Raw genomic sequence first — 13,424 nt, forward strand, 5'->3', positions numbered from 1 at the left:
TTTTTCTTAGAATAGAATGTTGTCTGATTTTGCTTTTTTTCCAACTGAGAAACAAATTCAGGAATCAAATATTGCAAAATTTATGAAAAAACTTGGAGTTTCATCAATTGAAGAGTTATCAATTAAGGCAAAAAATGATTTAGAATGGTTTTGGCAATCAGTTGAAAAAGATGTGGGTGTTGTATGGGATTCACCTTACACTTGTGTTCTTGATTCTTCAAAAGGAATCGCATGGTCAAAATGGTTTGTTAATGGCAAAACCAATATTTACAAATCTTCTGTTGAAAAATTTTCAAAATCTGATCCTACAAAAATAGCATATTTCTTTGAATCTGAGGACGGGGAAAAATCATCCGTTTCGTATTCTGAATTAGATTCCAAAGTTTCAAAACTTGCAAATGGATTAAAATCGCTTGGTGTGAAAAAAGGTGATGTAGTTGCAATTTATTTACCAATGATTGAAGAGGCAATCTTAGCAATTCTGGCATCTGCAAAAATTGGTGCTACTCAAACTGTAATTTTTTCAGGATATAGCTCTGACTCTTTACATGTAAGACTAGCAGACTGTAATGCCAAAGTTCTTTTTGTATCTGATGGATTTCATAGAAAAGGAAAACCTGTATCACAACAAGAGATAGTAATTACTGCAACAGAGAAAACATCTGTTGAAAAGATCATAGTTGTACCTTACAAGAAAATTGATAACTATCATAGTGATGACAAAATAATTTTTTATGACAAATTAGTATCCATACAAGACAATCAATGTGATACTGAAATTCTGGACTCTGAAGACCCTTTGTTTATCTTGTATACATCTGGAACAACTGGAAATCCCAAGGGCGTGGTTCACACGCATGGAGGTTTTTCTGTATTTGCTGGGCATCAATCTGCATATCTAATTGATACAAAATTTGATGATGTCTTGTTTTGGCCAGCTGATATTGGGTGGATTACTGGTCTAGTATGGAATGTGTACGGATTACTAATGATGGGTGCAAGTGCAGTGATTTATGATGGGGCACTTGATTATCCACATACAGATAGAATTTGGAGAATGCTATCTGATTATAACGCAACAATTTTTGGAATATCTCCAACTGCTGTGAGATTGTTTAAAAAAAATAATGTTGAACCTCTAAGATCTTTTAATTTGGATAAAATCAAAAACATCCCTACAACTGGTGAGCCACTTGATGAAGATTCTTGGTGGTGGCTCTTTGAAAAAGTTGGCAAGAAAAAAATTCCGATTATGAATTTATCTGGTGGTACTGAAATTGGTGGTGCAATGCTTTCGGTATTTCCAGGAATGAAGTTAAAACCATCAACTGTTGGAATTCCAGTTCCTGGAATGAATTTAGATGTTGTAAATGAAGAAGGCGCATCTGTTAAAAATGAAAATGGGTTTCTTGTAATAAAATCTCCCTGGCCTGCAATGACTAGAGGATTACTAAATGATGATAAAAGATATCTTGAGACATATTGGTCTAGATTTGCAAATGTTTGGTTTCATGGGGATTATGTTTATGAAGATAATGATGACTTGTGGTATATGCGTGGCAGAACAGATGATGTGATCAATGTCTCAGGTCACAGAATGAGTACTGCTGAAATTGAACATACTGTAATATCTCATCCTAAAATTTCTGATGCTGCATCTATTGCAATTCCAGATGAAATTACTGGAGAGGCAATTGTAGTATTTTTTGTTTCAGAAAAATCCACAAATAATTTAGAATCCGAAATATCCGAATACATTACTTCTAAAATAGGCAAGTTGGCAAGACCTAAACTTATAATCCACTTATCTGATTTACCAAGGACTAGGACTGGAAAAATTATGAGGAGGCTATTAAAATCAAAATTGTTAGGAAAGGAACTAGGTGATCTCTCTTCCTTAGAAAATCCAATGATTCTTGATGAGATAAAGAAAATTACCTAAATCTATCTGCTTTCAAACTATTCTAGTTCTAACCTTTATATCTGAAATGAACTCTTATGAAATCTATCTTTGAAATTTGTAGTTGACCAACAGGTTGAAGACATTGAGATGCCTGAAAATCTCAAATTAAATACATTCTTACAAGAATTTCACTCAAACTGCCCTCATCCTGAATGTAGTTTTGGATTTTATGGTTTTGCCTTTGGCCAATCACCATTTCCAGTTCCAAAACTAATTCAAGAGGCGTTAATAAAAAATGCAGACAAAGGCGCTTATGCTGCAGTTCCAGGCATTCCTGAATTACGTAATGCAGTTTCAAAATATAACAAACACTATTTTGGAATGGATATTGATCCGAAGAGAATCTATGTTGGTCCTGGAACCAAGGAGTTGATCTTTAATCTTTTAGAGATTTTACACGGGACTGTAATTCTTCCAACACCTGCTTGGTTAGGGTATTTACCACAAATTAGATTTTTGAAAAAAAATTATCACATGTTGCCAACTCGTGCTAATCGAAAAATTTCTCCAAATGATCTCCGAAAACTGGCACTGAGACTACAAGACCGACAAAAAATCCTTATCTTGAATAATCCAAATAATCCGACTGGGCTACTATATGATAGACTTGAGTTAGAAGAAATTGCCGATGTTTGCAGAGAGCAAAACATTACAGTAATTTCAGATGAAATTTATGCATTAACAACATATGATTTTACAAAATTTGTCAGCATGGGAAAAATATACCCTGAAGGAACTTTTGTAACAAATGGACTTTCAAAATCTCATGCAGCAGGAGGATATAGACTAGGATATGTTATTTTTCCACAGCATGCTGTTGATCTAAAAATACAATTTAAAAAAATTCTTGCTACAGAGTACACTGCAGTATCTACCCCCATTCAACATGCTGCAGTGGCCGGATTTGAAATTAGCAAAGAAATGGATGAATACTTTCAGGTGACACGAAGTATTCATCAAATAATGGGTGAATATACATATCATAAATTGACTGCAATTGAGGGTGTAAAAATAATAAAACCTGATTCGACATTTTATCTTTTAGCTGATTTTAATGCATTTGCAAATGATTTGCAAAATGTTCAGATTTCAACATCACAAAAATTATCTGAGGCATTAATTGTTCATCCATATCACACTGCTATTGTTGGCGGGGATAGTTTAGTTTTAGAGAGAACTGATTTTAGTGCACGAATAGCATATGTAGATTATGATGGGGCAAAGGTATATCAGAATTATCTGGATGAAAAACCAAAATCTTTGTCTGAAAGAGAAGAGTTTGTAAAGAATAATGCCACTAAAGTTGTTTCAGGAATTCAAATGATTCACAAATTTTTTGATGATCTAAAACAAAAATCTCTTAACAAAGTAACTGCTCAGACAAAATCCTTGACTACTACCAGTTAGTCTAATTTTGATTTTAAGTTATCAAATTCTTCTAATGTGATTTCTCCTTTAACTAGTCTCATTTGAAGGACTTCTTTGGGGGTTGAACCAATAATTGGCAAAATTAGTTTTTTCCTAATTGTATTCCTATTAATGGATATTTGCCTAGAGTTATCGTCAGCTTTTCTTTTTACGCCATATACTGCACCAAATAGTATTCCCAAACCTGCAACTGCTAGTGATGTTTGTACAATATCTGAATTATCTATTTGATCTAGATCTGACTCTACAATTGAGGTTGCTTGTGCCTTAGGAATAATCTCATTGTCAATGAAATCTGTGATTTTTTCTTCATTAATTCTATGATTTGATTCTAATCCTACTGCTTCCTCGATGGTCAAGTTAGGATAATTTCTATCAAACCAAGATTTGTACGATTGTTCATTATAGTATCTGTCGATATAATATTGAGGATCTTTTGTAGTATCTACAAAATCCGCAATTACTTGAGATGAATCATCTTCAATTTTTTTTCCAATGGTTTTTTCTTTCGAACCTTGTTCTAGTATGTTTTCATCTTTTTCATTTACCTCTTCTTCGTTTTTTTCAATTATTGGAATTATGGTTTCTCTGATTTGTGATATTACAAAATTTGTCTCAACACCTTGTGTCATATTATGAATAAAACCCATTACGCTATACATCCCATATGTGGTAAAATCATCATTAATCTCAATTGATTCTTCAAACGAATTATCTGCAGCAATCATAGTTTGAGCAAGCATTACGAATTCATTATTAGAATCTCTAATCACTATTGTAACTAATCCATTTGATCCATCATGTACATTTCCCGAGATTGTTATTTTTTCACCTTTCAATAATAATTGTGAATCTGTTTGAATGCTAGAGACTTCTGCAAATGCTGATGATGTTACAGATAACACTAATAACCCAATTATTCCCAATGAATAAGCCTCATACATTTTCTTATTCAATGATTATACATGAAGATTTTTTAATTTAAGAGACGCGTAGTATTCATCCAGTTTTGTTGTACGTAAAGGTTAAATGATAAAATCTAATTTTTTGCAATATCTGTGTTTATTGAAACCTTTATTGATTTCTTTGGTATTTTAAAATAAAACGTTGTTTGCACATTTTCAGCACTCTCCACCCAAATTTTTCCGCCTAGTCCTTCTGTAATTCCTCTACATATTGCTAATCCTAAACCACTTCCATTTCGTTTTCTACTCGAAGATGTGTCTATCTGATAAAATTTCCTAAAAATATCTTTTTGATTTTCACGAGATATGCCGGGACCGTTATCCTGAACATAAAACAGAATAGAATCTTTTTCCTCTTTAGCTCCGATTTTAATAATTCCTGTTTTAGTGGAAACAAAATCTACTGCATTTTTTATTAAATTTGAAAACACTTGATTGATTCTATCTTTATCACTTGTTATAGTCATATTTCCAGAAAATTCCATGACTAGTTTGATCTTTTTATCATTTGCAACTGGTGTGAATTCTTTGATTACATCATTTAGCATTGATGATACATCAATGCTCTCCTCTTTGAAATCTAATTTACCCAAATCTAATTTCTGAGTGGTCAAAATATCCCCTACTAATCTTTGAAGTTTAACTGTTGATATGTAAATCTCATCTACGGCTTCTTTTTGTTGTGAATTTAATTTTCCAAACATTTCTTCTTTTTGTAGCATTTGAACATATCCTAAAATTGGAACAAGTGGTGTTTTTAATTCATGGGACACCATAGAAGAGAATTCTACTTTTTTTCTATCCATGTCTTTTAATTTATCTACATATTCTTTTTGAACTTCGATGGTCTTTTCTACTTTATCTCCCATACTCTCAAAATTTTCATTTAATTCAAAAATCTCTTTAACATTAGTTTTGATTTGATTTTTTTCTGACATTTTGTTTGTCTTTGAGAACTCTGTCATTCTTTGTGCAAGTTTTTCTATTGGCTTTGTTATACTCCTTGAAATGTAAACTGTTCCTAAGAGAGTGCCAGTTGCAACAAATACTGAGAATGCTAATAAAATCAATCCTGTTGTTTTATCAACTGATGTTAGATAATTTACAAGTCCCATATAGAAAATAATGAAACTAGAAACACCAGATACCAAAAATAGCGTGTGTTTAATTGGTAGCATCTAGTTGTTCCTCTTTGGATTAAGAGTTTGCAACTTCAGTAATTTTTGATAGTAATTGATCAATGTCGATTGGTTTTAGGATATAGGCAGTTACTCCTCTATCTACTAATCCATCTAATTCTTCTTTAGTAACCGTGGAAGCTGTGAAAACTATGATTTTGTGATCTTTTAGGGCGTTGTTTTCTTCTAAATCTTTGATTACCGAATAACCGTCAAATTCTGGCATTGCTAGATCAAGTAAAACTACATCATGTCTGCCTTCTTTAATTATACTGAGTCCTTCTTTACCATCATTTGCTACTGTACATTTATGTTGTTTTAACTCCAAGAATGTTGTCAGCATTTTTGTGATTTGCTCATTATCGTCTATGATTAGTATTTCCATATTCTTCATCTCTTCTTTTTGCTTGCTTTTTAGATTATCTGTATTGTTCATTTATTCATTACTCCGTTATCGGTTAATTGAAAATTCTCTTTGAGGTAGTTTAAAATAATTTTTTCTTGTTCTATTTCTCGCAGTCTGTGTTCATATGTTATTTCTGAACCTAATAATGATTCCGCATCAGTTTCATGAATGTGGTGGGATTTTTTCCATACTAGACTAAATAACGATCTCAATGTCGTTACAAACGCCTTTGAATCCGTCCAAATTGCTAGCATGTCTTTAACTTGATTATCGCTGATAAAGAAAATTACCTCGCTATCATCTTTTATGATGAAACAAAAATCCTCTCTGCTTTTGTCTTCTATTTTTTTGACTTGTTTAGGCTGTATATTTTCAAAAATATGTGGTGCATTTTCTGAAATATCTGTAAGAATTCTCAGACTTGATTTTGTCTTTTTTAGCAACTCTGTAAATTCTGTAAAGTAAAATCTCTTAAAATCAGCTTCTGTTCCCAAAACTAAAATATTTTCTTTTGATTCTTTAATCATTTGTTCTAGTTTCACTAGGATTGAATTTCGTCCCTGAAGGGATTGGAATTTATTATTTTGTTCCGATTCTTCATTTTCTCCATATTTTGGAATAATATTCCATAATCTAATAAGACTAGTTTTACCTGTATCTAATTCGTTTAACCTTTTCTTTTCATTATTAATTAGAATCTCAAGCGATTCTTCGATTCCCACTGCATTGAATTTCGTTGGTTTTCCAAAAACAGAAAAAATTATCCCCTTTTGTTGTAATGTTGATAATAGATGATATGTTTCAGTTCTTGGAATTTTTAATGCCTTTGATATCTCTGATGCCGTTTTGATGCCAATTTTACTTAGAAATAGGTAGACTTTGGCTTGATTTGGGGTTAGATCATACCTAACAAGCATTCTGTTTAATTCATGAATTGGATTATCCGTTTGAAACATTCCTTCTTCAACTGATTCTGTAACAGTCATGAATGTTGTAACATTGAATTGTAACATAAGCGGGTGTATGTTATTGGATATTACAGATCAAAAATTTGGAAAAATCTACATGCCTAGAAATTGTGATATTAGAATATCTCCATAGAATAGTTGAATGATGAACCCCGCAGTGATTAGTAAAAGATAGGGAATTCCAGGGGTAATCCAAGTATTAGGCACAGTACAAAATTCTTGATATTCAGCATGATGGAGTGAAATATCAAATTTTTTCTCACCATTCACAATTTTTTCAATAGCAAATCCAAACTTTGGATTTTTTGCTCTATATCCCATTAAACTAACAGTAATTTTTTTCAGAATACTTTCATTAAATCCTTCAAATATTTTTTCTCCTTTAACTATTGAAAATGCATTTCGGAAAATATTGATTAAAAATGGAACCACAAATAAAATTGCTGCATTTGATAATGTTGTAAATGGAGTAATCATGTTTTCTGTAAATGTTGCCATAGGTGCTATTACTGCTAAAACAATTAATGCAAATGCATCAGCTCCTCCAAATAGACCTAACCTCCAAATCAAAATCACAAAAGGTGCTATGATTAACGAAAATCCTATTAATAATAAGTGATTGACAAAGCTTTCATTTAAAAATACTAGTAGGAATCCAACACTTCCAAAACCAATCCAATAATAATCATGAATTTCTCTTTTCCATACATCAATTAGAGAGCCAATTATCAGCATAGTTAGGGCTATCCCAATTCCAATAACATTAAGGTCTGTTAGAAACTCTATCATGACTTCTAATTATTTTTGAATCTTATTTGAAATGATTTGAACAAAAACCCTTTACTTTTTGTCATGTTTTTTACAATCATCGATTTCGAATGTCGGAAATCTTTTCTTTAATTCCTTCAATTTTATCTCCTATTGGAATTTTTTCAGTTATCATTTCTAATCTTTCAGTGCGTTTTAAGAAAAATAATACTGCTCCTATCCCGATTGGAATAACAATTATTATCATGGTTGTCATATCTAATGGCAATCCAAAGGATGACGATTCCTCTTCAACTATCTCTTCTATTTCTGGGACGTTTAGTATTTCGACAGTTTTTTGTATTGTTGCAGAATTTAAGCTATTTCCTGATACTGTGGCAGAGATTGATACTGTATCTCCATCATTTGCGATAATATTGAGAACTGCTATGCCTTCACTATTTGTTATCGTCTCTGAAGATCTAACTTCTCCTCCCTCAGTAACCCATTCTACTTCAAACCCTGCAAGAGAAGTTTCAATTTCTGGAATACTTATTTTCAACTTTGCTTCAATTCTTTCATCCCAATTTAAGGTTCCAAGAAGATCTAATGTTAATACAGGAGTGATATCTATAACATTAATTTCATATTTTGATAATGCAAAATCTTCTGATAATAACGCAAGTTCGATTTTTCCTTCTTCTAATGCTCCTAATTCAAATGTTGAAAAATACTCTCCTTTTTTGATGGTTAATTCATCTGGAATTTGTAATACTTGCTCATTGTTTGACACTAATTGTATCCGAATGTCCTTATTTGCATATACTGGATTTTTTGCCGAATCTAGTAATTGAACTGTAGCTAATGTGTTAGAATTAGTAAGAACATTTTTTGGAAAAACAAGATAAATTTCTGCAGGGTCAGTTGTTTGACTTGAGATTTCTGTGCTTCCTTCAAACCCTTTCATTTGGTATGATAGAGTTGTTGTTCCTACTTCTTTTGAGATTAAGTTCATTTTTACAAAAGGTTGGTTTTTCTTAATTGTTAGAGAATTAGTATCAATGTCATCATTTGCTGAAAATGTTAAAATCCCATCTTCAATAAATGGGGTAATTCCTAATCTTGTATTTACTTCTTCGTCTTCATCTTCGACAACAATTTCGGTTTCTTCATCTTCTTCTGCCTCAATCAAATATGCCAATACTGGAAATTCACTATCTGCTAAAATTATTGGTATTAATGGTTCGACAAGTAATGAAATTTGATCTTTAATTGGACCAATTGGTTTTCCATTTACTGTTTTTACCCCTTCATTATCTGTCACATAAAAATTAACTTGAGTTTCAGGTGCTACTGTCCCTGCTTCTCCGAATACTATCACAGCGTTTTCTCCTTTTTTCATTGTGGGATTTTTTGGATTAATCGTGTCTAATTCTGATGCTGAGAAACTGACCTCGTGATTTTCTTTGGCTTGTACTGGGACTGTCACAGTTACTAATTCTCTATTTGTGTTACCCTGTGTACTTCCACCCGTTTGTCTGGATACTTCAATATCTGTCTCATAATATGTAACTGCGATAATCTCTGATTTTCCTGATGTCAAAAATGGTAATGTTTTGGTGATAGATGGCCCTTTTCCTTCTAATGCCCCGATTTGATCATGTGTAACAGTAAATGTGGCATCATTTGTTAAAATATTGTTTGCTGAAATAAACATAGTATATTCATTTTCAAATGATTCGGTGAACTCTCCAACATTTGGTCTTGGCGAAAATTTTGTATATGTAGAATAACTTCCCTTTTCAATCACTAGTTGTTTTTTATCAAAATTAATTTCTTCAAAATCATGACTCGAATTAATTGAAATATCTGGATTTTCAACACCTAGTTTAAATGAAATATCTTTTTCAGCAATTACTGGGATTCCCTCACCATCTAATAATTGTACAATGGCATATCCCGTTGTTCCACTAAAACTATTATAATTTTCAGGATAAACATATAATTTTAATTGAAGCGGTTTTTTAGGTTCAAGAACATTTATGATTTTACTTATTTTTTTCATTCCATTTACTTCTGCAAATATTATTGCATCCCCTGTACCTATTATATCAAATTCAGTTATTACGTAATAATCTCCTGTCATTATAGTTAATTCTGAATTTCTAATTTTTATCACATCATCATTGGGAGTGTATATGTTGATTTTTACATCTTCAAAAGCTCTAGTGGGTAAGCCTCCAGTTGTTGCTAATTCTATTGCGATGTTTCCTATCCTAGGTCCATCTATTGGGAATAGTTCAGGTGTGGCTTTCATTAAAATTTGTGTTGGAAAATTATTGTTGTTGAAAACCTCTAATGTAATTTCCTTAGATGAAAAGCCTGAGGCAGCTAATGCGATACTTGTTATTCCTGGCTTTTTAGCTTTAATTATAACATTTTTTGTAAATTCATCATTTCCATCCTCAATTCTTAAAATTTCAATAATTGAATTATCTGAACTAATAGCTTTCGGATTATTAATTTCTCTAGGAACCATCATCTCATTTGATTCTACAAATATCTGTAGAATTCCTTCTGTATTTTCAAGTAATTTTCCAGGGTGTAATTGATATCCAAATTCTGAGGTTGTTTGAGCCTGTACTGGTACTATCAGAGCACTTGACACTAGGGCCATTATCAAGAATATTGCTTTCAACTTGGATTAATTTGATTAATTTTTGTTATATTGAACAGTGTGAAACATTAGGATACATACAGTTAAGTGAAAATAGATGTGACGCTGAACACTTTTGACTGAATAATTATAATCGCACCAATTGTTATTGCGACAAGAATTATTGAATACATGAATCCTCCTGAATATGATCCTGTGGTAATTTTACCCAAAAATAATCCTGCTATCCATGATTGTATTAAAATGGCAATCCCTAGCAAGGTAAATCTTGACTTTGCATCGTCCTCTAACAAAGCTCTTTTTGCGTCATCAGTCTCAAGCTGTGCACCTAAACTCGTAAGTGAATCAATTACTAGCAATGTTGTAAAACCGGTAATGGCAATAAGCATAAAACCGACCATGACATATGGTTTTAACATCTCTCTTTTTGTTTTTTCAATATTTCTCATCTTCTCAGCAACTCCTGCTAGTGTGATCAAGGTATTGACATTTCCTCCACCGGATGAAATTATTTCAAATAAGACTTTGAAATTAATCCATATTTGAAAATCATGTGTCTCTTTTTTTATAAATTCAAAAATATCGTCTAAGGTCATTCCCCATTCTAATTTATTTGCAATTCCATTTGCAACCTTATTGAATAACCCAAAATCTTTTCGTTTAGTTGTTCGAACAACGCATTTTTCTGGTCCTAACCCTGCTTTTCTTGCTTCTGCAACATCTCTCATTATTTGCGCAGTTCCTGATTCGGCATCTAGTGCAAAAGCATACTTTGGTTTAAAATTTAGTGCTGGCCAAACTGCGGCTGCTATTAATGCCCCTCCTAGTACATACAAACTATAGTCTGGCATTATATTCAACACATGTATCGATATGGCAGCTAGTATTCCTGGAATACCAAACATTAGAATTTTTTTCCAATCTATTTCTTTTACTTTTGGTTTGTTTAATTTGTGGGCGATAAAGCAAAACCCCAATGTTACTACTGGTGGCATGATAATTACCAAATATAGCGGATCAACATCCTCTGGATTTGGAGCTTCTCCTAACCCTCCAGTTGAGGTGGCAGTAATTATAATGTAAATGGCCAATACCACAATTTGCATTGTCATATAAGTTTCAATTAGTGTTTGAACATTTTTTGCTAATTCTTGCTGTTGTGCTTCATAAAGATCAAAGGCACTATTCATTTTTGTTTTTAGATAGTTTACCACATCTCCTCCGCTTTGAATAGATGACACCCATCCACTGAGAAATTCTCCAAAATTTGAAGTTCCTTTATCTTTTACATCTCCCATGACCACCAATGGATCTTGCCCTAAAATGTCAATTTTTTTTAAAATTTTCAAGGATTCAGCCCTCAGATTTGGCAATAATTCTAAATCTTTGATTTTTAGAAAAATTGTATATGGGCCAAAGCCACTGGTTGCAAGCAACGTAACTAGTGTGATAAAAAAGGGTAATTCTGCATCTAGTTTTTTGTTTAATTTTTTTTGTTTGTCTTTAGTTTCAAATTCTTTAATAAAAGACATAATTATACTCCGTATTCTATTTTCTTTATCAATGCTTCAGGGTCTCTATAATAATTCCCAATTGTTTTTGCAACTTTATCGTACCTTCTAACGCCACGTTCTACTAGCCATTTTAAAACGATTTTTCTCTTTTCTAATTCTTCTAAAATTTCATCATAATCTCTTCCAGTTTGCTCAGCTAATTTATGGAGCATTTCGCTATTTTCTAATTGCGGCATAAAATAATCTGATTTCGGTTCCCACTTGAATGCATCATAATATGAATCGGCATTTTTAATTTCTTGAACTGAAACTGCCTTTCTTGTACTTTTACCATCATGTCCTTTGACTCTTCTGATAACTATTGCACAATTCATTAATGCCATGTATGATGGTGGAATATCCATTGGTTTTTGTTGTAACCTTTTACTTGCTGAACTTAGACTATCTGCGTGCATTGTACATAATCCTCCATGTCCTGTAGCCATTGCTTGAAACATTACATAAGCTTCAGAACCTCTAATTTCTCCAACCACGATATAATCTGGTCTATGTCTTACTCCTGATTTGATTAAATCATATAACCCAATTTCTCCTTCCCCACTATTTCCAAAACCTACTCTGGAAACAAGACTAAACCAATTTTCATGTTGAATGTTAATTTCAGATACATCTTCAACGGAAAATATTTTGAAATCTGGATTCACCAATCCTGTAATTGCATTGAGAATAGTTGTTTTACCACTACCAGTTGAACCGATTACCATTATTGACATCTTTGCCTCCATTAACATCCACAAATATGCCGCAATATCTACGCTAATGGTTCCAAATGTGATCAAGTCTATAACTGAATATGGATCTTCTTTGAATTTTCTAATTGTAAAACTAGTTCCTTTAGGTGTTACCTCTTTTTGGTATAATACTGAAATCCTATGATTTCCTTGTAATGCTAAATCTGTTATTGGAAATGCTGAACTGATGTGTTTTCCAGCTCTGAAAACAATTCTTGACACGAATGCATTTAATTTTGTATCTTCAAATGAAACATTACAAGGAATGCTGTCATATTTTCTATGCCATACGTAAATCGGTGTATCTATCCCACTGCAGCTGACATCTTCAATGTTAGGATCTTTCATAATCGGATCTATAATTCCAAATCCATCAATATCTCTTTGAAGATAGTATTTTACTTTCTCCATGCTTGCTAAAGGATGCTCTTGAAACAATTTTTCATTTTCTTTAATAATTTTATTTACAAATGATAAAAACCCAAAATCTTTTTCAATGTTTTCTGGTGAGTCTAGACTTTCTTCTATTAGTCTATATAATTGATTAAAAATTACTTGTTCAGATTGGTTTAATTTTGTTTCATCTACTTGGTATGAAATTTCACCTGATTCTTGATCTTGAATAATATTTGCATAACTAAATGGTGGATTTAATGGGTATTTTTCAAGAAGTTTTGCTCCTTTAGGTGTCTCATTTTTTAACTCACTTAGAAAATCACTTTTAAGAAATGTTTCTAGCCCTTGTTCTTCTTTATTTTTACCCATAATTACATTTATTTTTGATTTT

Annotated in this window: 10 protein-coding genes; 2 read left to right on the top strand and 8 right to left on the bottom strand. The window is 32.2% G+C overall.

Annotated elements, in window-relative coordinates; genetic code table 11:
• Positions 1-16 precede the first annotated feature (16 nt).
• Together ACX119_RS04940 and ACX119_RS04945 are read left to right on the top strand one after the other, a co-directional pair.
• Entirely contained in the window at positions 17-1,942 is a 1,926-nt protein-coding gene (locus ACX119_RS04940) for an AMP-binding protein (protein WP_459350198.1), read from the top strand.
• Between the two features lie 69 nt (positions 1,943-2,011).
• Positions 2,012-3,370 carry a pyridoxal phosphate-dependent aminotransferase gene (locus tag ACX119_RS04945; RefSeq protein ID WP_459350199.1) on the top strand — a complete coding sequence of 453 codons (1,359 nt, stop codon included), beginning with the start codon at positions 2,012-2,014 and terminating at the stop codon, positions 3,368-3,370.
• Here ACX119_RS04945 and ACX119_RS04950 read toward each other — a convergent pair.
• The 8 genes from ACX119_RS04950 to ACX119_RS04985 all read right to left on the bottom strand — a co-directional run bounded on the left by ACX119_RS04950 (position 3,367) and on the right by ACX119_RS04985 (position 13,402).
• Entirely contained in the window at positions 3,367-4,347 is a 981-nt protein-coding gene (locus tag ACX119_RS04950; protein ID WP_459350200.1) for an SHOCT domain-containing protein, read from the bottom strand. The genes ACX119_RS04945 and ACX119_RS04950 overlap by 4 nt on opposite strands.
• Before the next feature lie 83 nt (positions 4,348-4,430).
• Positions 4,431-5,534, bottom strand: a complete 1,104-nt coding sequence (locus ACX119_RS04955; RefSeq protein WP_459350201.1) for a HAMP domain-containing sensor histidine kinase — start codon at positions 5,532-5,534, stop codon at positions 4,431-4,433.
• A gap of 19 nt (positions 5,535-5,553) precedes the next feature.
• Positions 5,554-5,970 (bottom strand): response regulator, encoded by a 417-nt coding sequence (locus tag ACX119_RS04960; RefSeq protein WP_459350202.1) that lies wholly within the window; start codon positions 5,968-5,970, stop codon positions 5,554-5,556.
• Positions 5,967-6,926 carry a TrmB family transcriptional regulator gene (locus ACX119_RS04965; RefSeq protein WP_459350203.1) on the bottom strand — a complete coding sequence of 320 codons (960 nt, stop codon included), beginning with the start codon at positions 6,924-6,926 and terminating at the stop codon, positions 5,967-5,969. The genes ACX119_RS04960 and ACX119_RS04965 overlap by 4 nt, the downstream gene beginning before the upstream one ends.
• 75 nt (positions 6,927-7,001) lie before the next feature.
• Positions 7,002-7,697: an A24 family peptidase C-terminal domain-containing protein gene (locus ACX119_RS04970; protein ID WP_459350204.1), complete on the bottom strand. Its 696-nt coding sequence runs from the start codon at positions 7,695-7,697 to the stop codon at positions 7,002-7,004.
• 76 nt (positions 7,698-7,773) lie between these two features.
• Complete coding sequence (locus ACX119_RS04975; RefSeq protein WP_459350205.1) at positions 7,774-10,323, bottom strand: hypothetical protein; 2,550 nt, start codon at positions 10,321-10,323, stop codon at positions 7,774-7,776.
• Positions 10,324-10,415: 92 nt separating this feature from the next.
• Positions 10,416-11,864 carry a type II secretion system F family protein gene (locus tag ACX119_RS04980; RefSeq protein ID WP_459350206.1) on the bottom strand — a complete coding sequence of 483 codons (1,449 nt, stop codon included), beginning with the start codon at positions 11,862-11,864 and terminating at the stop codon, positions 10,416-10,418.
• A 2-nt stretch (positions 11,865-11,866) separates the two neighbouring features.
• The gene (locus ACX119_RS04985; protein ID WP_459350207.1) at positions 11,867-13,402 is read right to left on the bottom strand and encodes a type II/IV secretion system ATPase subunit; all 1,536 of its coding nucleotides are present in this window, start codon (positions 13,400-13,402) and stop codon (positions 11,867-11,869) included.
• Positions 13,403-13,424 lie beyond the last annotated feature (22 nt).

The sequence above is a fragment of the Nitrosopumilus sp. S4 genome (assembly GCF_054515835.1).